A 20277-nucleotide genomic window follows, 5' to 3' on the forward strand; every position below is an offset into this window, starting at 1 on the left:
ACTCTATCAGTACATAATACAAAAACAGAACCTCATAATGACTGTTATCCAGAACTATATTTCACCATGCATTACACAATGATCAACTACAAAAAAAGCCCGCATTCAGCGGGCTTTCAGGCTTATATTCTAAAAAGAATTACAGGCTGTAGTACATGTCAAACTCAACTGGGTGAGTAGTCGTGTTCAGACGACGCACTTCTTCAGTTTTAAGTTCAATGTACGCATCAAGCATATCTTTAGTGAATACGCCACCTTTAAGCAGGTAGTCATGATCCGCTGCAAGTGCTTCAAGCGCCATATCCAGGCTGTGTGCAACAGTCGGGATTTTTGCTTCTTCTTCAGGAGGAAGATCGTACAGGTTTTTGTCTGCAGCTTCACCTGGGTGGATCTTGTTCTGGATACCATCAAGACCAGCCATCAGCAATGCAGCGAAACCTAAGTATGGGTTCATCATTGGATCAGGGAAACGTGCTTCAATACGCTTGCCTTTAGGGCTTGAAACGTAAGGAATACGGATGGAAGCAGAACGGTTACGTGCTGAGTAAGCAAGCATGATCGGTGCTTCGAAATGCGGAACTAAACGCTTGTACGAGTTCGTAGAAGGGTTAGTAATTGCGTTCAATGAACGAGCGTGTTTGATCACACCGCCAATGAAGTACAGTGCCATTTCTGACAGACCTGCATATTCATCACCAGCAAACAGGTTCTTGCCATCTTTAGAGATAGACATATGAACGTGCATACCAGAACCGTTATCGCCAACCATTGGTTTAGGCATAAAGGTTGCAGTTTTCGCATACTGGTGCGCAACGTTCCATACTGCATATTTAAACTGCTGTACTTCGTCCGCTTTACGAACCATCGTGTTGAAGCTCACACCAATTTCAAGCTGACATGATGCAACTTCGTGGTGATGTACTTCTACACGACCAGGACCCATGATATCTTCAATTTTTGCACACATATCTGCACGCATATCCTGAGAAGAATCAACTGGTGGTACTGGGAAATAACCGCCTTTAACGCGTGGACGGTGACCAGAGTTACCTGCTTCGTAGTCTTTACCTGTTGACCATGCAGCTTCTTCAGCGATCAGTGTATGGCGGGCGCCAGACATGTCGATGTCCCATTTAACTTCGTCAAATACGAAGAATTCTGGTTCAGGACCGAAGAATGCAGTATCACCGATACCTGTAGATTTCAGGTATTCTTCTGCACGGCGAGCAATAGAGCGTGGGTCACGTTCATAACCCTGACCTGTTGATGGTTCGATCACATCACAAGTCACAACAACTGTAGGTTCAGCAAAGAACGGGTCGATGAAACCTGTTTCAGCATCTGGACGTAAAATCATGTCAGATGCTTCAATGCCTTTCCAACCTGCAATTGAAGAACCGTCAAACATTTTTCCGTCTTCAAAAGTATCTTCATCAATACTGTCCGCCGGGTAAGTTACGTGCTGCTCTTTACCCTTGGTGTCAGTAAAGCGAAAATCGACCCATTTTGCGCCACTTTCCTGTATGAGTTGAAGGACTTTGTTGGCCATGCTCATTTGCTCCGATGTTTTTTTGTTGCACTCGCGAAGTGCGTGTTAGTAGTTGGTAGTGATTAAGCAATTCCCGTACCAACTTTTAAAAACAAAGCTAAAATGTTGATTTTTCATACAGAAACATCAACTCGTCTACCTTTCTTTAGTACTATTATACTGAGTGCTATAGCAAATGCACCATATTCAGACACTCTCTTTCACTTTTATTGGAAATGCCCTATATAGTGAACCAATTTGGTGCAATACCCTTTGTCTGCGAGTGTCTTTCTGATGTATTTCCGTAAAGGAAAAGCCTTTAAAATGACTTTCTCCGCCACCCCGCATAAAAATGCACCATAATAATCCTGGTGCCACTGTTCACTTGTTAAACACTTATTACAACACTGAAGAATAAGCGATCACCCTGATTGATCCGGTCCTTCTGTTCATTCAACCAGGTACAAAATGCTTATTGTGTGCCCATCTTCTTCACAATATAAATGCCGCTGTTTTTGAAAATTATAGAACGGTTAACGAGATACACAGCCCAGTTACTCATGGGATGAAAGCAGTCATGCTGTCAAATCATTCAGAAAGCAACGACAGGTTCAACAAAGCACTGATATTTACACTGTGAGTTGATTATTAAAAATACTACCCTTTCAGCAATGATGAAAACGAATCAGAACTGAAAGTCTTATATTCAACCTCTGTCTGCTCAACCATCAGATCATTTTAATCCTGAAGATTCCACAAAGCCTTCAGTCAGAAAATCATCAATATACTGTTATTTATTATATTTTATTAAATAATAAACCGTAATTCAGAATAGTTTTAAACTCATAAAAACATTCCTTTACTACAACTTATGATCACATAAAATCTAAAACCCCACAAACCAGTTAATAAATAAAAAACATCATTTTTAATTCAACAAGATAAAAAACTATACATGTCAATATATTTCATACTGGACTTAATAACTACACAACAAATCGCCAAATACCAAATTTCAGGGATATTAAAGAGAGCCTGATTATTATTAAATTTAACAAAAGTCAACTGACTGATTTTTATATTTTTATTAAATTTTAAGGCAATATTATGTTCGGTTCAAAAAGCAAATTACTCGCAATTTTAATTATACTCTCTCCATTCACATCTGTTTCAGCATTAGCAATGCCTATTATTCCAAGTTTTGATTTCACATCTGAACCACAGAATATGACGGTTGAAAACTCAAAAAACAACAACAGCGAACAAAAAAAATCTGATGCTTAAAACATCTGATCATTAAAATAAAGGTATTTCATTCAGGTTGAAATACCTTTTCAATATTCAGCTGAAGACTCCACCACCATTCTCAAATATTTATTTATGAATATTATATTTTCACTGTATCAACTATCCTGAACATCATCAGTATATTCCAGCCCGCCTCGCATATTCAGTCAATACATACATCGCTTAATCAAACAGTCATATTAAAAAATGATATTTCACTCCAGTTGTTTATGGCATGCTAGTAAAATTGGCTGAAGTCACTGAAGCTATAAATACAATTACAGGGAGTGATTAAACAGTTATGTCAATGAAGTGATCACAAGCGTTACAAACTCTGATAAAGTAGCCTGCACCTGGCAGGCTTTTTATTTTGTTCCTGTCCGGCATTCCATCCAGCATGGATCACGACACGGGTACTAAAACTCACAAACAAAATAAATGTATAAATTTCTAAGGGATATGCTAAGTATGCTTCTCATGATCGACAATTATGACTCTTTTACCTATAACATCGTCCAGTATTTTGGCGAGTTAAATCAGGAAGTAAAAGTTGTCCGTAATGATGCCGTGACTCTGGAAGATATTGAACGATGGCAACCTAAGTATTTAGTGATTGGGCCTGGTCCCTGCTCTCCGTCTGAAGCGGGAATTTCAATTCCTGCCATTCAGCATTTTGCAGGAAAAATTCCACTGCTCGGTGTCTGCCTTGGACATCAGGCAATTGGTCAGGCTTTTGGTGGCAACATTGTACGTGCCAGAACTGTGATGCATGGTCGTTTATCTGATATGTATCATAGTGATAAAGGCATATTCAGCAATCTTCCTTCTCCGTTTTCAGCAACGCGCTATCATTCTTTAGTGATTGATCAGGCGACTGTTCCCGAATGCCTTGAAGTCACCTGCTGGACCAATGAAGCTGATGGCTCTATGGAAGAAATTATGGGTGTAAAGCATAAGACACTGCCTGTTGAAGGTGTGCAGTTTCATCCTGAATCCATTTTAAGCCAGCATGGTCACCAGATCTTTAAAAACTTTCTTGATATTTACGCATAACAGGCACAGTGAAACTGATGGATATTTTACAAGCGTTAAACAATATTACTAAAAACATTGAACTGACCCAGCCGCAAATGGAAGATGTCATGCGCATCATCATGAGCGGTGAAGCAACAGATGCCCAGATTGGTGCATTTATGATGGGACTCCGCCTGAAAGGTGAAAGTATTGATGAGATCACAGCTGCTGCGCGTGTAATGCGCGAATTTGCCATTAAGATTGATGTCAGTGATATTCCTTATCTGATTGATATTGTGGGCACTGGCGGTGACGGTCAGAACTTATTTAATGTATCAACAGCGTCTTCTTTTGTGATTGCAGCTGCAGGTGCAACCATTGCCAAACATGGTAACCGTGGCGTTTCTTCAAAATCAGGTTCTTCTGATCTGCTTGAGCAGGCTGGCATTAACCTGGATCTGAATATGCAACAGACTGAACGCTGTATCCGTGAAATGGGCGTTGGCTTCCTCTTTGCACCGAATCATCATAAAGCGATGAAATATGCTGCAGGTCCCCGTAAAGAATTAGGTTTCCGCAGCATTTTCAACTTACTTGGCCCGCTTACGAATCCGGCTGGAGTGCGTCGTTTTGTGATTGGTGTGTTTTCCAGTGAATTATGCCGACCGATGGCAGAAGTTCTGAAACAGTTAGGGGCTGAACATGTCATGGTGGTTCATTCCAGAGATGGACTGGATGAAATCAGCCTGGCTTCTGCAACCTATGTTGCAGAGCTGAAAAATGGTGAAGTGACTGAATGGACGATTCAACCCGAAGATGTGGATATTGAATCTCAGACATTGACCGGTCTGTCTGTAGACAGCGCGGCTGAGAGCCTGGCTTTGATCCAGGATGCTTTAGGCAAGAAAAAATCTGCCAAAGGTGAAAAAGCTGCCAATATGATTGCCTTAAATGCAGGCGCAGGCATCTATGTTTCTGGGTTGACCAACAGCTATAAACAGGGCGTGGCACTGGCACATGACATTATCTATGGCGGACAGGCTTTAGAAAAAATGGGTGTTCTGGCAGAGTTCACAAAAACACTGAAACAGTATGAAGCATAAGAATTAAGGAAAAATCATGGTGGATATTGCCAATACCATTTTAGGTAAAATTGTAGACCGTAAATACGAAGAATTTGCTGTACGTTTAAAGCAACGCAGTTTGAAAGATGTGGAAGAACTTGCTCAGGCTGCAACGCCTGTCCGTGGTTTTGCACAGTCTTTACAAAGTAAACGCCCAGGTGTGATTGCTGAAATTAAAAAAGCATCTCCTTCCAAAGGCATCATTCGTGAAAACTTCAATCCTGCTGAAATTGCAGAACAGTATGAACAGGCAGGTGCTGCATGTTTATCCGTTTTGACAGATACTGATTTTTTCCAGGGTGCAGATGAAAACATTCAGATCGCACGCAATCACTGCAGCTTGCCTGCTTTGCGTAAAGACTTCCTGATTGATCCTTATGGGGTCATTGAGGCTCGTGCATTGCATGCAGACTGTATTTTACTGATTGTGTCCTGCCTGTCAGATCAGCAGCTTGAAGAAATGTCAAAAACTGCTTTTGAGCAAAATCTGGATGTACTTGTGGAAGTACATGATGAAGATGAGCTTGAACGTGCTTTACGCCTTTCTGAGCGTTGTTTGCTGGGTGTGAATAATCGTAACTTAAAAACTTTTGATGTTGATCTGGATACATCATTCCGTTTGAAAAAGTTACTTGATCCATCACGTTTACTGATCACGGAAAGTGGCATTGCAACACCTGATGATGTGCGCAGGATGCAGGAACATGATATTCATGCCTTCCTGGTTGGTGAAAGTTTTATGAAACAGCCTCGCCCTGATCATGCGTTTACTGAATTGTTTGGTGTGCCTGAAACTGTAAAATAAATCAGCTCCATCAATAAAAAAGCTCAGGCTGAACACATCCTGAGCTTTTTTATTTAAAAATTTCAGCTTAAATAAACAGTCATATCCTGAAATAACCAGGAAACAGAGATATACCTTATTTTTATTTATATGGAAAATAATCAAAACAGTTCACATTGGAACCATTCAAACGTCTTTGCTCATACACCATTTCTCTTCGCTGCTCGTTGTAATACTTATCTTTTTCTGACATCAGCTTTAAAGCAGCTGCGGATAAATCTTTCCTTCCTCCATTCGATGTATGAACCTGCATCACATTGATCGCGGCACTTTCAGCTTCACATAATATTTTAATCTTTCGGCTTAGATCCAGGTCATCACGGTTTGCCTGAATAAACTCTGACACTTTCTGATCAAAAAGCTTTTCATAATAACTGATGGCAAATGTAATCTGTCTGGATGTCATCTTACTGTTGATTTCCGGTACAGCACTGGCATCTTCCCCAACCACCTTGCCACGTACCAGTTCAGGGTTATTCGGTAAAAGAACAGGATTCAGTACATAGGTTGTTAAACCCTCTTTCAGCTTCCCCCAGTTAAACCCCTCTGCAAAAGTTGCTGTATTAACCATCATACCTATCGCTAAAACAATCAGTTCAGTTTTCATTAATATTCAATTAAGTATTTGTAAAATATAGATATTAATTATAACACTATACTTTTCATGTTTGTAAAACAATCAGGTATGCCACCTGCTTTTAACAGCACTGTAGGGCTCAGTCACTCTGACAAGGCTGCCTCTGGAAGCACTTTAGGTATGAAAAACAGAGCCATTTCAGATCATGACGAAGCTCAACAATTGTCTCTGTATGCTGACCTGAAAGTAGTTCGTGAATGGTTAGCACTATGTATTTCGGTTCAAATTTCAATGAAATCAGACTATAATTCACAGCAAATATGGTCATTTACTGTTTTTTGCAATTATGAGTAATTCAGATTCACCCTTCTCTAAATCACAGCTCGATTTATTAAAACAGTTCAAAAAACAAATCACCCATCCACATTCTTCTAAAGTTGCCGTACAACATGAACAGAAGAAAGTGCAGGAAGTCGCACCTGAAGAAATCAGTGATGCTGATTTATTTAAAACGGCTTTAGGTGGCGTGAAAAAAATCGACAACAGCAATATTGCTAAAATCGAACGTACAGATGTACGTAAAAAACCCGATGCAAAAATATTAGCAAAACGTGCTGCTGCAGAAGGTGCATTTGAAACTGATGATGCAGAATTATCAGATACACAGGCTGTATTAAATCCAGTCGCAAGTCAGGCAACATTGAGCTATCGTATTGCCACCTTACAGCATAAAGTTTTTGAAGATCTGAAAGCAGGAAATCTTCGCTGGTTTGAGGCAGTGGATTTACATGGCTGTACTGTTGAAGAAGCGCGTTCTGCGGTGTTACAGATTATTCAGATTGCTAAAGCAGAAAACCAGAATGTCATTAAAATTGTGCATGGCAAAGGTCCTGAAGCCATTCTCAAAACTTATGTCAATGGCTGGCTACGTCAGCATCGTGATGTACTGGCATTTGTCAGTGCGCCTGAAAAACAGGGTGGAACGGGTGCAGTTTTAGTCCTGCTGAAACGTGCTGAGAAAAACCCTAAATTTAACACCACGTCATAACCCTTGATTTTAACTGGTAAATACCCCTCCTAAGTGACGGTTTATCTTATGATTAGCAAAAATCAGCTTTTTTTCTGCTACAATGCCGTCCTTGTTCAACCCGTATAAAGTGAACACGTTTTATGTCTATGCAGCAATCCTACGCAAATATTTTAACTGCCGTTGGCGAGGACCTGGATCGTCCTGGTCTGAAAGATACGCCTATGCGTGCGGCTAAAGCTTTTTCGTACTTGACGTCTGGCTATAGCAAAACACTGGAAGAAGTGACCAACAATGCGGTCTTCCCTTCCGATAACCATGAAATGGTACTGGTCAAAAACATCGAATTTTATTCGCTGTGTGAGCATCATTTACTGCCGTTTCATGGTCGTGTCCATATTGCCTATCTGCCGGAAGGCAATGTTTTAGGCTTATCTAAATTTGCCCGCATCACTGAAATGTTTGCCCGTCGTCTACAGATTCAGGAACAGCTGACACAGCAGATTGCTGAAGCCGTTGCTGAAGTAACTCAGGCACGTGGTGTTGCTGTTGTGATTGACTCTGCTCACATGTGTATGATGATGCGTGGTGTCAGCAAACAGGAATCCACAACCCGTACCGTATCTTTTATCGGTGATTTTAAAACCAATAAAGAAGACCGTCGTGAATTCCTCATGGCTGTGCCTGAAGCACACTAAGTTTTAAAAATATTTTTCCAGGCCTCAATTTTATTGGGGCTTTTGTTTATATAGGGATTTTAAAATGTCTGATCTCTGGCTTGCCGGTCAAGGCTTAACAAGCAGCGAAACAACCGTAGATTACCCGCGTCCTGACCGTTTAGTGAAAGGTAATCCTAAACGCTTAACCACGAGTCTGTATGAACATCCCAATATGAACTGCGGCATATGGCAATGTGAAGTCGGTGCATGGAATATTGTATTTGCAGACAATAAGCAGGAATTTTTCAATATTATTGAAGGTATTGTACGTATTCACAATGCTGAGAATAATTCATTTATAGAAGTCAAAGCAGGTGAAGCAGGCATCATTCCGCCCGCATTCAAAGGCACATTTGAAGTGCTTGAAGCGGTTAAAAAATACTTCGTTGTGGTTGAAGCACCCGTGGCTGAATAACCAGATACAATCATTACAGCAATGAGTGATGATTCAGATCTCACTCATTTTCAGCTTTTGCTTTAAGCTGCATTTTTAAATAATTAAATAAAAACAGACATTAAGCCGACACCAGTCAAAAAAATATCGACGGCGTTTCAAAAATAATAAGAAGCGTCATATTAATCACACTTATTTCATTTTTTCTTTCCGCTATTCTTGATTACAACAGAATGATGATCGAACAGCGATCCGAGGATTAAAATGAATAAATCAATTTTACAGGTTTTAACACCAGAAAACTCACAGATTATTTTTATTGATCATCAGCCACAGATGGCTTTTGGTGTACAGTCCATCGACCGTCAGGTATTAAAGAACAATACGGTTGGACTGGCTAAAGCAGCTAAAGTTTTTAATATTCCAACCACAATCACAACCGTAGAAACAGACAGTTTTTCAGGTCATACCTATCCTGAACTGCTCGATGTATTTCCAGACCTGCCACTGCTTGAACGTACTTCCATGAATTCGTGGGATGATCAGAAAGTCCGTGATTCACTGGCAAAAAATCAACGTAAAAAAATTATTGTTTCAGGTCTATGGACTGAAGTGTGTAATTTAACTTTTGCTCTGAGTGCCCTGCACGACACAGATTATGAAATCTATATGGTCGCAGATGCTTCGGGTGGTACAACAAAAGAAGCACATGACTATGCCATGCAGCGTATGATTCAGGCAGGTGTCATTCCTGTCACCTGGCAGCAGGTGCTGCTCGAATGGCAACGTGACTGGGCTAAACGCGACAGCTATGACGCGGTAATGGATATCGTCCGTGAACATTCTGGCGCATACGGTATGGGTGTGGACTATGCATATACCATGGTACATAAAGCACCTCAGCGTACTCAGTCCCAGCATGAAACTGTTGCACCAGTTCCAGCAAAATAACAATCAGGGCGTACTTTGGTACGCCTTCTTTTTTCTTGATGTACAACCATTGTCATAAAAGGAAATTGTCATGTCTGCAATACAGGTCATATATAAAAACGGAAAAATTACAACGCTTGATCGACAGCATCCTGAAGTGGAAGCACTTGCCATCAGTGACGGAAAAATCTTTCAGGTGGGTGACAACCAGGACATTTTAAAACTGGCTGATCGAGACACAAAAATTATTGATCTGAATGGCCGTCGGGTCATTCCGGGTCTGAATGACAGTCACCTGCACATTATCCGTGGTGGCTTGAATTACAACATGGAACTGCGCTGGGAAGGTGTTCCCTCTGTCGCAGATGCACTCAGATTACTGAAAGAACAGGCAGATAACACCCCTGCTCCTCAATGGGTTCGTGTGGTCGGTGGCTGGTCAGAGTTTCAGTTTGTTGAGCGACGCTTACCTACACTCGAAGAACTGAATAAAGCAGCTCCTGATACCCCTGTATTTGTTTTACACCTGTATGCCCGTGCCATGCTCAACCGTGCCGCACTGAATGTACTGGGCTTCAACAAAGACACCCCCGATCCACCAGGTGGAAAGATTCAGCGCGATGAAAAAGGTGAACCGACTGGCTTACTGCTCGCTACACCATCTGCCATGATTCTGTATTCCACCTTAGGCAAAGCACCGACTTTGCCCGTGGAAGATCAGGTCAATTCCACCCGCCATTTCATGCGTGAACTGAACCGTTTAGGCATCACCTCTGCAATTGATGCAGGGGGTGGTGGACAGAATTATCCAGATGATTATGCCGTAATCAATGAACTGCATAAAAATGATCAGATGACTGTGCGTATTGCTTATAACCTGTTTGCCCAAAAGGCAGGTTCAGAACTGCAGGATTATCAGAAATGGACAGATATGACATTTCCTGGAGATGGCGATTCATTATTGCAGGTCAATGGCGCTGGTGAAAACCTGACCTGGTCTGCAGGTGATTTTGAAAACTTTGTCGAACCACGCCCTGTCCTGCCTGAAAATATGGAAAGTGAACTGGAAAGCATCGTGGAATTACTGGCAGAGAAAAAATGGCCGTTCCGTATTCATGCCACCTATGATGAAAGTATTGACCGGATGCTGAATGTTTTTGAGCGGGTCAACTCCAGACAACCCTTTGCAACCCGTTTTATCATTGACCATGCAGAAACAGTTTCTGAACGGAATATTGAACGGATTGGTGCACTGGGCGGTGGTATTGCCATTCAGCACCGTATGGCTTTCCAGGGTGAAACCTTTGTTCAGCGTTATGGACAGGAAGCTGCGGCTGCAACACCACCTGTAAAGAAAATGCTTGAACTGGGTGTTCCTGTCGGGGCTGGTACTGATGCAACCCGAGTAGCCTCCTATAACCCATGGGTATGTCTGTACTGGCTCTCTACAGGCAAAACACTGGGCGGTTTAAGCCTGTTTGATGAAAAGAATATTCTGGACCGTAAAACCGCACTGGAACTCTGGACCAAAGGTTCTGCATGGTTCTCAGGCGAGCAGAATGTGAAAGGTGCTTTAACTGCGGGCGAATATGCAGATCTGGTTGTCCTGTCTGATGACTACTTCCAGGTTGAAGCTGAAAATATTCAGTGGATTGAATCTGTACTGACTGTCATGGGCGGAAAAGTGGTTTATGCAGGTGCCGAATTTAAACAGGATGATCCTCCTTTACCACCGGCTTCGCCCGACTGGTCACCAGTGAAAAAATTTGGTGGCTACTGGCGTCGTTCGGAAAACCGCAATGCACCATCTTTACAACCCTTGCAGTCCGAGTCCTGCGCATGTTCAAACAGCTGTGGCATGCATGGTCACAGTCATGCATGGTTTATGGAAGTCCCTGTCAAAGACAAAAAATCGTTCTGGGGTGCACTGGGCTGTTCATGTTTTGCATTCTGATGCCCTGTTCAAAACCATCTGAACGATCTGTAGCACTCAGAGGGAATTTTTATCAATGCACAGTCTCTCAATATTAGGTCTTAAAACTGAAAATGACAGATTGTGCATCTGATTTCCCTGAGACCACCAGAAATAAATTTAATTTTTCCCAGGATACATCATGAAGGTATATCTGATTTCTCTGGCAGTTGGACTGCTTGTCGGCATTTTATATTCAATGCTGAATGTAAAATCTCCTGCTCCTCCCATGGTCGCATTACTTGGATTACTGGGAATCGTCGTTGGTGAACAGCTTATTCCATGGATCAAAAACCTGATTTAAGCACTGAATAAAAAGAGCGGATCACCCTGTTTTGCCTTAGGCAATCCATAACAATATCTCTCATCATCACGGATTATCCAGCAATGCGTTTCAATTTAACCAAAATTTTAAGCTTTAATGCAGGCTATGTAGATACGGCAAGTTTCCTTGCACTGCATGGACTTTTTGCAGCACATGTGACGGGTAACTTTGTGACTTTAGGAGCAGCACTGGTCAATGACAGCCCGACTGGTGCCTTTGCCAAACTGTTTGCCTTGCCCATGTTCTGTCTAATGGTACTCCTGACGCGATTAGTTGATTTACGTCTTGTTCAGGCTCATAAAAGTTCTTATGAATTTCTGCTGATTTCCAAAATTATTCTGTTCAGCCTTGCCGCTGTTTTATCTGTTTTTTATTTGCCGTTCCCACAAACAGATACCTGGCCCAGTTTTATTGTGGGTATGTTACTGGTCAGCGCGATGGCGATTCAGAATGCCATGCATCGGCTGCACTGGGTCAAGGAGTCTCCGACAACCGTCATGACAGGTTCAACCACCCAGCTCATGCTTGATGTTGCAGATCTGCTCCGCAAACCCGATACAGAGAAAAAAGTACAGATTACTGCCCGTATTCAAAATATTTTACCGACCATGTTCTGTTTTGCGCTGGGTTGTGCCATTGCTGCACTGGTCTATCACTTTGCTTTACTGTGGATATTTATTATTCCACCCGTACTGACCGTACTCGCTTATCTGAAAAAAGAAGATTATAAAAAAGCCTGATGGTCAGGCTGTGTGTTCATATTAAAATGATCAGGAAATAGAAATGTCTGAAACTTCATCACAAAATCCAGCGTTCTGGAAAGACTGCCGTGACCCGATTATTCTGACCGTGGTCGGTGGTGCTATTGATACCATTGGTTTTATTGCTTTATTCGGTTTTTTTACGGCTCATGTCACAGGTAACCTGGTGCTGGCTGGCGCAGCATGGGTCAAAGGCGGTGCAGGTATATGGATTAAACTTGCAGCTATTCCACTGTTTATTTTGACGGTTGCCCTCACTAAATTTCTGATTGACCGCAGTTCAGCGAAGCATAAAACTCTGACTTATCTGTTTATTGCTGAAGCCCTGTTTTTAACGGCTTTTATGGCAGCCGGTCTGTTTTTTGAACCATTCAAAGATGCAGATAATATTGGTGTTGCCATCACTGGTGGGCTGGGACTCATCGCACTGGCAATACGTAATACATCCAGTAAAACCCTGATTAAACACATCAGCCCAAGCACCATGATGACAGGCAACACCACTCAACTGGGCATTGATTTATCACATTATGTGCGACACCGTTCAGCTGAACATAAAAAAGCACTGATCAAAAGTTTAAGCATCGTGCTGGGTTTTGTATTCGGTGCATTTGCAGGTGCTTATTTATATGTACAGCTGGATTTCTGGAGCGTGGCATTCTTCATTATTCCAGTTTTATATCTGGCATTCCTCGCTTCTCAGCAGCGTTTTAAAACACCCGAAAAATAGACATTTTTCTGTATTTTCATAACAATCATTTAAAACAGAGATCAGATCCTGATGTAAATGACACAGGATCTGGAGTGAAAGTTATGTCATCATGCTTAGATATAGACAAAATATACCCGTGATTTTTAAATAAATAAAAAGCAACAAACGACAGAGAACAGATTCATGACATGCTGGTTCAGGGGTGTTTTTACCCCCTTATTAACGATCACTTAAAAATAATGATAAAAACCGATACCATACTTCATCCAGTCCAGATCATTCTGCTGCTGATACTCCCAGTTCAGGCTGATGGAGTTCTGCTGATTCAGAGAATACTGTACCGCGCTGTTCAGCCGTAGATTCCATTGATGTGAATCTTCCCAGTAAGGCAGTTCCACCTGAATCAGGCTATTCACTTTATCCGTCCATATATTCTGACAACCCGCCGTTGGTCCCATTCCGACACGCCAGCCATTATCAAGCGCTTTACCTGCCTGAGCATAATTCTGTATCTGTACATAACACAGATGTTTACGTGACTGCGTGGCCAGTGTGCTTCCCATCTGAGCTTTGAAACTGAATACACCATGCTGTTCATTTTCACTGAACACGCCCTTGTGAACAGCTTCCTGTTGCCAGCCCAGATTGAAGCCCCAGCTCAATGGTGTTTTAAATGGCGTCACAGGGTTATAGGAGTTGACCGAAAGAAAGTCAAAATGATTCAGCTTCAAACGGTCGTCACGATACTGCACCGAACCATCCCAGAACATCAGCTGAGTTCCTGTTCTGAAGCCACCCTGAGGATCTCTCAGATCATGATATGCCTGTCTGTGTCCGAGCTGAACGAATTTATCACCCTGGACTTCACCTGCCTGAACTGAAAAATTTCGGGCATGATGCGACTGAACCGGATTTGTCTTTGGCTGCTCTGGTGCGCTGCGCTGCTTTTCAATATCAATCCGACTGCGTAAACCCAGCAACTGCCTGAACCGGGGCTGAGCAAAGCTTTCATCCACCTGTCTGGAGGTAAATTTAAGATATAAATCGTCATAAGCCATTTCAAGGATTTTTGCCTGCTCACTGGAAGTATATTTTTCCAGGTGAGACGACATCTTCCCTAGTTCTGCATAGGCAACTGCATGTGCTTCTCTTGCAAGTCGTTTCCCATGCTGTGCTGCCTGAGAAAGTAACTGTGTTTCCAGTGCAGGACGATAAACCGTTTCTGTAACCAGATCCTGTTGAGCAATGGACTTGAGGGTTTCCACAGGGATTGCAGCGACACTGAACTGATCTTTCAGATTCAGCTCTGGACGTACCAGATCAATCAGCCCCAGTAAACGATAAGCACAGTTATCACTGACAAAATAGTAAGGAAAGCTGACTTTCTGCATTTCCCAGATATGCTCCACCAGCATCTGGGTTTCTTCATGAGTCAGATTCAGCTCATATTCCCACAGGTCACGGCTTTCAAAGTCACCATATTCTTTGACCTTACGGTAATACGGCATCAGGGAATACTCCCCTGGATACTGCCCTGTCAGACCTTTCCAGGCATAGGACCAGTTGTCATTACCATTGACTGTCGCTGCATAATTGACAGCGTAAGACACCAGATTTAACTGTTTCTGATCTTTAGGATCAAGTCTTAACAGGGTATGTCCAAACATGGAACTGGGATTGCCCATAAAGTCTGTTGCATAGATCAGGGTCGCTTTATGCGGTTTGATCTGACCGATCCACCGATCAAACTCAGGACAGGCTACATCGGGCAGTTTATCTGCAGGAATACTGAGCTGTCTGATCAGCCAGTTGCTTCTTGCCGGAAATCTGCAACGCACAGACTGATCAGGTGAAACCTGTGCAAACAGCCCTTCAATATTTGCCATTAATTCCTGTTTTTGCTGGGTCTTTCCATTTTTCGACTGAAAATAACCTGAATAACTGACATCACTTTCTCCCCGATCATTCAGATACATCAGTCTTTTCCAGGTAATATCCTGTTCAAGATTTTTATGCTGTGCCTGCTGCTGATAGTGCTGAACAATACTCTCAGAGGAGTGTTCAGTTGCTGCAACAGTCATGGAGATCAGAGAAAAAAACAAGGCGGTAAATTTCATTCAGCTCTGGCGCTTTCTTTATTATGACTTTATAGAATATGGATTTTTTAATAAGAAAAAACCCTGCCAGTATGACAGGGTTTCTCTCACTTACAATTAAACGTAAGCTTTTAATACTTCATCATTTGCCATTACAGTCTGAAGACTTGCAAGAACCTGTAATGAATTCTGATTTTCAACAGAATAGATTTCTGAGAAATTCTGTTTAGAAACAGCGAAGAAACGTGCTTTATCTTCAGATTTGATGCTCATCAGTTCTGCAAGAACATTCAGGCTTTCACCCTGACCTACAGCCATATCACGAGCAAGTGATTCTGAGTTTTCATTTGTGAATGTTACAACCTGTGCAGTAACTGTACCACCTTTACCACAACCTAAAGTACCGAAAGTAATACCCAGCAGCTGATTAGTAAAAATACCGTTCGTTGTTGCAGCAAGGATTTTAGGAATTACACCTTTCTGTCCTGCCCAAACCTGTGTACCCACACCACAACCTACATCTTTATCTGCAAATGCAGCTGTAGAACCTACTGCCAAAACAGCAGCCAATGCCAGTTTCTTTAACATAAACTTCTCCAGAATTTTTTTCAGTGTTTCTAGTTTTTCATTGTGTAAATTTTATTACACGCTTTTAATGTAGCGTTATCAATCCAGGAACGCAAAACAAATTATTACAGATATTCATATTTAAAATTAAACAGCTGAATTTATTTGTCTTTTAATTTCCATTGACCATTCTCTGAGCGTATTCCAAGTATTTTTAAGACTAAAACCAGACTCAGCAGTAAAAGTAAATACCAGGAACCCAGTTTGCCCCAGCCGACCATATGCCAGGCATCCACCTGACTTGGATAAAGCCAGATTTTATAGAACGTACTGATATTTTCTGCCACCCAGATAATAAATGCCAGCAGGATCAGGACAGGTAACATAGGTAATGCAAACTGATGATGTTTTAATTCAAACCTGATGTGGGTTTTCCAGAAAATAATGATGCTCCACAGAAAAAGTAGATTTCGGAAATCCGGTATAAAAAACTTACTCATAAAATTCATATAAGAAAGTATCGCAAGGCAGAGCATATTGGCAAAACCAGGCAGTTTCTCAAATGAAACGTGATACAGACGCAGTGAACGGGCAAAAAAACTGCCGACTGCCGAATACATAAACCCCGCAAATAACGGCACCGTCATAATTTTAAACACGGCGGGCTGAGGATATTGCCAGGAAGCAATCTGAGGATGTGTCAGAAAAACTTCCATCACCATTGCCATAAGATGAAACAGTGCAATAACTTTAGCTTCAGCCCAGGACTCCAGTTTCAGATACAGCAGACAGACCTGAATAATCAGGGCATAGAACAGCAGAAAGTCATAACGGAAAAAGCCATAAACAGGATCGCTGCCCATGGGTGCAGTCACCACAAAAGCAACCAGCAACAAAATACCAAATAAGGCAGCAAACGCTGCCTTAGAGGAAAATTCAAAAATTGAAACGAACCAGGTCTTCAATACTGATTAACCCAGATATTTCGCACTGTATTCATGCACTGTATCAATAAATGCTTTCGGACGTGCAGGATCAACCCACTGAGTAATGCCATGACCTAAATTTGCGACATAACCCGTTTTTTCACCATTGGCATAAGCATCATCCAGCATGGCTCTGGTTGCCTTTTCAATGCTGGCTGCTGAACCATATAAAGTCGCAGGATCCAGGTTACCCTGCAGTGCTGCACGTCCATTGACTGTCTGGCGGGCAACATTCAACGGCGTGGTCCAGTCCAGTCCAAATGCATCTGCACCGGTTGCAATCATTGGCTCAAGCCACTGACCACCACCTTTGGTGAACAGGATGACAGGTACTTTACGTCCTTCATTTTCACGTTTTAAACCTGCCACAATTTTCTGCATATATTTCAGTGAAAATTCAAGATATTCACGATGCGCCAGTGCCCCACCCCAGCTGTCAAAAATCTGTACAGCCTGCGCACCTGCATCAATCTGAGCATTCAGATAATCAATCACAGCATCTGCAAGTCTGTCCAGCAAAGCGTGCAGCACTTCCGGCTGGGCATACATCATCTGTTTCGTGAAGCGGAAATCTTTACTCGAACCACCTTCAACCATATAGGTAGCCAGTGTCCATGGACTGCCTGAGAAGCCAATCAAAGGTACCTGACCACCCAAAGCAGAACGGATGGTGGAGACTGCATTCATAACATAAGCCAGGTCAGACTTTGCATTAAATGCAGGCAGGTTTGCCACATCCTGCTCTGTACGGACAGTTTTATGAAATTTAGGTCCTTCGCCTGCTTCAAAATACAAGCCCAGACCCAGTGCATCAGGAACAGTCAGAATGTCAGAAAACAGAATCGCTGCATCCAGTTCATAACGGCGTAATGGCTGTAAAGTCACTTCACAGGCAAATTCAGTATTTTTGCACAGAGAAAGAAAATCACCGGCTTTTGCACGGGTTTCACGATATTCAGGGAGATACCGTCCTGCCTGGCGCATCATCCATACTGGTGTTGTGTCTACAGGTTCACGCAGTAAAGCACGAAGAAAACGATCATTTTTTAAGGCGGTCATTCACTTTCCTGACTTCAGTTTAATCTTTGGAATATCATAACAAAAAGTCTGACTTTTTAATAACTTCTCTCTGCATTCTGCACTTTGTATAAAATAAATATAATAAATTCAGGATTTACACAAAACAAATACTGCAACACCATTTTATTTCTGCAATACTTGTCCAGTTTTTCACAATGTAAATGAATAATTCTTAAGGTTGAATTTCATGTTCGTTCGCACATTACTCGCAATGAGTTTAAGTTGCATTTTTGCCGGAACTGCATTTGCAGCCTCCACAGCTGAACAGCCATTAAATCCTAAAGTCGTTACGGATACAGCTATTGAGGATCCAATTGATCCTTTGGCAACAGGTGCATCTGCAGCAAAAGCAACATCTGAAGTCAGAATTTCCAAACAAGAACAACAGGATCTGAATAACGCATCCCAGACACTGCAGAACCTGCAGAATGCTGAAGATACAACAGCTGCAATCGGTGAAGCCCCTGCTTCATCTGCTCAGCCTTCGACCACAGTAAACAAAACAACACCTGCTGTAAAAGCATCATGGACACTGGATGGTCTGAACAATGCGCAATGGTATGAAAATATCGGCAAAGGTCAGTTCCCTGTTTATGCACGTGCGCACGTTATGCTGAACAATGCACATGCTTCTCCAGGTGCAATTGATGGTTCAAGCGGTAAAAATACACTGAAAGCCATTGCATCTTTCCAGCAGATCAATGGACTGAAAGCTACCGGTATTCTGACCCGTGAAACATGGGATGCACTGGTTGCAAATCAGGGCTCTAAACCTGCATTTATTGAATATACGCTGACTGATGCAGACATCAAAGGACCATACGCAGCTTCTATTCCGCATGATTATGCACTCCAGTCAAAAATGAAAGGACTGTACTACACCCGCGTCACTGAAATGCTGGGTGAAAAGTTCCATATGGATGAAGAGTTCCTGAAAAAACTTAATCCAAAAGCAACATTCAAAAAAGCGGGTGAAAAAATCATTGTGGCAAATATCCGCAATGAAGTTCCAGAAGATATTCACCTGATTGTTGCCCATAAAGGTGCAAAACAACTTTATCTGTTCAACAGCCGTAATCAGATGATCGGTTCATTCCCTGCAACCATCGGCAGTTCTGATACTCCGTCGCCAACAGGAACATATAAAGTGACAGGTGTGGCTCCAAACCCTTGGTACAGCTACTCTCCAAGCAACTTTGTACAAGGTAAGAACCTGAAACCTCTTTCTTTACCACCTGGTCCTAACGGTCCTGTCGGTAATATCTGGATTGGTCTGAGTAAAAAGTCGTTTGGTATTCACGGGACACCAAATCCATCTGCCATTTCAAAAACAGCATCACACGGCTGTATCCGTCTGACCAACTGGGATGCCAATGATCTGGGTAAAAAAGTAAAAGCAGGCGTAACTGTAAAATTCCTTGAATAATCAGTCAGCTCTCTGAATGAAAAAGCCTGCATATGCAGGCTTTTTTATGACTGTAATTTTCTATGATCTGTATATTTTTCTCTATCTGTTTCAAATATAGAACGACATGTTGCTTTTTTCCTGTTTTTCCAGCCTGACTCAACCTATTAAAATAAGCTCAAGTTAAAAATAAATATACGGAGTTGGCTATGACAACTTATCTACATCACAGTGAAGACCGCGGTCACGTAAAAATGGGATGGCTGGATACTAAGCACAGTTTCTCATTTGGCAGCTGGTATAACCCTAAATTTATGGGTGTCGGTTCTTTACGTGTCATTAATGATGACACAATTGCTGCACATAATGGCTTCGGCACTCACTCGCATGACAATATGGAAATTCTGACCTGTGTGCTTTCAGGAACAATTTCCCATAAAGACAGCATGGGAAATGAACGTCATATTACCGCTGGTGAATGGCAGCTGATGAGTGCAGGTACAGGTGTGCAGCACAGTGAAATCAACAATGGCGATATTCCTGTGCATATGCTTCAGATCTGGATTATTCCAAATGAACAGAATGCAGAACCGAATTATCAGCAGATCATGCGTGACCCAAAACAGAATCCAAATGAATGGAATCTGATCGTCGGTCCAGATGCTAGTGCACCGATGCATATCCGCCAGAATGCTGAAGTAAAAACCGCTTATCTTGAAAAAGGTCACAGTCTGGAAGTAAAAGCAACTCAGCAGTTTAACTATGTCCATGTGATTGAAGGTGAAATTGATATTGCAGGTCAGACGGTTAAAGCAGGTGATGCGTTATTGTTTGATGATGTTTCCACACTGACTGCAAATGCAGACAGCCAGTTCATCTGGTTCGATCTGACCCGATAAAACAAGGTACTGTAAAAAAGCCCTGACTGA

20 protein-coding genes are annotated in these 20277 nt (G+C 42.1%); 14 read left to right on the forward strand and 6 right to left on the reverse strand.

What is annotated here, in order from left to right; genetic code table 11:
• Positions 1-139 precede the first annotated feature (139 nt).
• Positions 140-1555, reverse strand: coding sequence for a type I glutamate--ammonia ligase (gene glnA / locus CDG61_RS12165; protein WP_171405456.1), 1416 nt, complete (start codon positions 1553-1555; stop codon positions 140-142).
• Between the two features lie 1080 nt (positions 1556-2635).
• On the opposite strand from glnA, the gene CDG61_RS17500 reads away from it, so the two are divergent.
• From CDG61_RS17500 to trpC, 4 genes are all read left to right on the forward strand, one after another.
• Entirely contained in the window at positions 2636-2812 is a 177-nt protein-coding gene (locus CDG61_RS17500; RefSeq protein WP_171405606.1) for a hypothetical protein, read from the forward strand.
• A gap of 471 nt (positions 2813-3283) precedes the next feature.
• The gene (locus CDG61_RS12170) at positions 3284-3868 is read left to right on the forward strand and encodes an anthranilate synthase component II (RefSeq protein WP_087511878.1); all 585 of its coding nucleotides are present in this window, start codon (positions 3284-3286) and stop codon (positions 3866-3868) included.
• Between the two features lie 17 nt (positions 3869-3885).
• Positions 3886-4932, forward strand: coding sequence for an anthranilate phosphoribosyltransferase (gene trpD / locus CDG61_RS12175; RefSeq protein ID WP_087549350.1), 1047 nt, complete (start codon positions 3886-3888; stop codon positions 4930-4932).
• 16 nt (positions 4933-4948) lie between these two features.
• On the forward strand, positions 4949-5758 hold the full coding sequence (trpC, locus tag CDG61_RS12180; protein ID WP_087549351.1) for an indole-3-glycerol phosphate synthase TrpC: 810 nt from the start codon (positions 4949-4951) through the stop codon (positions 5756-5758).
• A gap of 121 nt (positions 5759-5879) precedes the next feature.
• Here the strand turns inward: trpC and CDG61_RS12185 are convergent, their stop codons facing one another.
• The gene (locus CDG61_RS12185; RefSeq protein ID WP_087549352.1) at positions 5880-6404 is read right to left on the reverse strand and encodes a hypothetical protein; all 525 of its coding nucleotides are present in this window, start codon (positions 6402-6404) and stop codon (positions 5880-5882) included.
• 316 nt (positions 6405-6720) lie between these two features.
• Here CDG61_RS12185 and CDG61_RS12195 point away from each other — a divergent pair, with 316 nt between their 5' ends.
• From CDG61_RS12195 to CDG61_RS12230, 8 genes are all read left to right on the forward strand, one after another.
• A complete protein-coding gene (locus CDG61_RS12195) occupies positions 6721-7422 on the forward strand; it encodes a Smr/MutS family protein (protein ID WP_087549354.1) in 702 nt (233 codons plus the stop codon).
• A 128-nt stretch (positions 7423-7550) separates the two neighbouring features.
• Entirely contained in the window at positions 7551-8099 is a 549-nt protein-coding gene (gene folE / locus CDG61_RS12200) for a GTP cyclohydrolase I FolE (protein WP_171405645.1), read from the forward strand.
• Positions 8100-8163: 64 nt separating this feature from the next.
• Positions 8164-8535, forward strand: a complete 372-nt coding sequence (locus CDG61_RS12205; RefSeq protein ID WP_087549356.1) for a cupin domain-containing protein — start codon at positions 8164-8166, stop codon at positions 8533-8535.
• Positions 8536-8778: 243 nt separating this feature from the next.
• Complete coding sequence (locus CDG61_RS12210; RefSeq protein ID WP_087511885.1) at positions 8779-9465, forward strand: hydrolase; 687 nt, start codon at positions 8779-8781, stop codon at positions 9463-9465.
• A 70-nt stretch (positions 9466-9535) separates the two neighbouring features.
• Entirely contained in the window at positions 9536-11398 is a 1863-nt protein-coding gene (locus tag CDG61_RS12215) for an amidohydrolase (RefSeq protein WP_087549357.1), read from the forward strand.
• 160 nt (positions 11399-11558) lie between these two features.
• Complete coding sequence (locus CDG61_RS12220) at positions 11559-11720, forward strand: DUF1427 family protein (RefSeq protein ID WP_087511887.1); 162 nt, start codon at positions 11559-11561, stop codon at positions 11718-11720.
• A gap of 83 nt (positions 11721-11803) precedes the next feature.
• A complete protein-coding gene (locus CDG61_RS12225; protein ID WP_087549358.1) occupies positions 11804-12481 on the forward strand; it encodes a YoaK family protein in 678 nt (225 codons plus the stop codon).
• 43 nt (positions 12482-12524) lie between these two features.
• Positions 12525-13232: a YoaK family protein gene (locus tag CDG61_RS12230; RefSeq protein ID WP_087549359.1), complete on the forward strand. Its 708-nt coding sequence runs from the start codon at positions 12525-12527 to the stop codon at positions 13230-13232.
• A gap of 212 nt (positions 13233-13444) precedes the next feature.
• On the opposite strand, the gene CDG61_RS12235 is transcribed toward CDG61_RS12230, so the two are convergent.
• From CDG61_RS12235 to hemE, 4 genes are all read right to left on the reverse strand, one after another.
• A complete protein-coding gene (locus CDG61_RS12235) occupies positions 13445-15331 on the reverse strand; it encodes a DUF4105 domain-containing protein (RefSeq protein WP_087549360.1) in 1887 nt (628 codons plus the stop codon).
• Between the two features lie 96 nt (positions 15332-15427).
• Entirely contained in the window at positions 15428-15898 is a 471-nt protein-coding gene (locus tag CDG61_RS12240; RefSeq protein ID WP_087511891.1) for a DUF3015 family protein, read from the reverse strand.
• A gap of 140 nt (positions 15899-16038) precedes the next feature.
• Positions 16039-16821 carry a DUF817 family protein gene (locus CDG61_RS12245; RefSeq protein WP_228199640.1) on the reverse strand — a complete coding sequence of 261 codons (783 nt, stop codon included), beginning with the start codon at positions 16819-16821 and terminating at the stop codon, positions 16039-16041.
• Between the two features lie 27 nt (positions 16822-16848).
• Positions 16849-17922 carry a uroporphyrinogen decarboxylase gene (gene hemE, locus CDG61_RS12250; RefSeq protein ID WP_087549362.1) on the reverse strand — a complete coding sequence of 358 codons (1074 nt, stop codon included), beginning with the start codon at positions 17920-17922 and terminating at the stop codon, positions 16849-16851.
• A gap of 208 nt (positions 17923-18130) precedes the next feature.
• Here hemE and CDG61_RS12255 point away from each other — a divergent pair, with 208 nt between their 5' ends.
• Positions 18131-19369, forward strand: a complete 1239-nt coding sequence (locus CDG61_RS12255) for a L,D-transpeptidase family protein (RefSeq protein ID WP_087549363.1) — start codon at positions 18131-18133, stop codon at positions 19367-19369.
• A 188-nt stretch (positions 19370-19557) separates the two neighbouring features.
• A complete protein-coding gene (locus tag CDG61_RS12260) occupies positions 19558-20247 on the forward strand; it encodes a pirin family protein (protein ID WP_087549364.1) in 690 nt (229 codons plus the stop codon).
• The last annotated feature ends 30 nt before the right edge of the window (positions 20248-20277 follow it).

The organism is Acinetobacter sp. WCHAc010052, from assembly GCF_002165295.2.
Lineage (GTDB): Bacteria > Pseudomonadota > Gammaproteobacteria > Pseudomonadales > Moraxellaceae > Acinetobacter > Acinetobacter chinensis.

Excerpts from the sequence above, each read along its gene's own strand:
- CDG61_RS12195 (WP_087549354.1), top strand. The coding sequence starts at position 6,721 with ATGAGTAATTCAGATTCACCCTTCTCTAAATCACAGCTCGATTTATTA.
- hemE (WP_087549362.1), bottom strand. The coding sequence starts at position 17,922 with ATGACCGCCTTAAAAAATGATCGTTTTCTTCGTGCTTTACTGCGTGAA.
- CDG61_RS12230 (WP_087549359.1), top strand. The coding sequence starts at position 12,525 with ATGTCTGAAACTTCATCACAAAATCCAGCGTTCTGGAAAGACTGCCGT.
- CDG61_RS12220 (WP_087511887.1), top strand. The coding sequence starts at position 11,559 with ATGAAGGTATATCTGATTTCTCTGGCAGTTGGACTGCTTGTCGGCATT.
- trpC (WP_087549351.1), top strand. The coding sequence starts at position 4,949 with ATGGTGGATATTGCCAATACCATTTTAGGTAAAATTGTAGACCGTAAA.
- CDG61_RS12205 (WP_087549356.1), top strand. The coding sequence starts at position 8,164 with ATGTCTGATCTCTGGCTTGCCGGTCAAGGCTTAACAAGCAGCGAAACA.
- CDG61_RS12255 (WP_087549363.1), top strand. The coding sequence starts at position 18,131 with ATGTTCGTTCGCACATTACTCGCAATGAGTTTAAGTTGCATTTTTGCC.
- trpD (WP_087549350.1), top strand. The coding sequence starts at position 3,886 with ATGGATATTTTACAAGCGTTAAACAATATTACTAAAAACATTGAACTG.
- CDG61_RS12215 (WP_087549357.1), top strand. The coding sequence starts at position 9,536 with ATGTCTGCAATACAGGTCATATATAAAAACGGAAAAATTACAACGCTT.
- glnA (WP_171405456.1), bottom strand. The coding sequence starts at position 1,555 with ATGAGCATGGCCAACAAAGTCCTTCAACTCATACAGGAAAGTGGCGCA.
- CDG61_RS12235 (WP_087549360.1), bottom strand. The coding sequence starts at position 15,331 with ATGAAATTTACCGCCTTGTTTTTTTCTCTGATCTCCATGACTGTTGCA.
- CDG61_RS12185 (WP_087549352.1), bottom strand. The coding sequence starts at position 6,404 with ATGAAAACTGAACTGATTGTTTTAGCGATAGGTATGATGGTTAATACA.
- CDG61_RS12170 (WP_087511878.1), top strand. The coding sequence starts at position 3,284 with ATGCTTCTCATGATCGACAATTATGACTCTTTTACCTATAACATCGTC.
- folE (WP_171405645.1), top strand. The coding sequence starts at position 7,551 with ATGCAGCAATCCTACGCAAATATTTTAACTGCCGTTGGCGAGGACCTG.
- CDG61_RS12260 (WP_087549364.1), top strand. The coding sequence starts at position 19,558 with ATGACAACTTATCTACATCACAGTGAAGACCGCGGTCACGTAAAAATG.
- CDG61_RS12240 (WP_087511891.1), bottom strand. The coding sequence starts at position 15,898 with ATGTTAAAGAAACTGGCATTGGCTGCTGTTTTGGCAGTAGGTTCTACA.
- CDG61_RS12225 (WP_087549358.1), top strand. The coding sequence starts at position 11,804 with ATGCGTTTCAATTTAACCAAAATTTTAAGCTTTAATGCAGGCTATGTA.
- CDG61_RS12210 (WP_087511885.1), top strand. The coding sequence starts at position 8,779 with ATGAATAAATCAATTTTACAGGTTTTAACACCAGAAAACTCACAGATT.
- CDG61_RS17500 (WP_171405606.1), top strand. The coding sequence starts at position 2,636 with ATGTTCGGTTCAAAAAGCAAATTACTCGCAATTTTAATTATACTCTCT.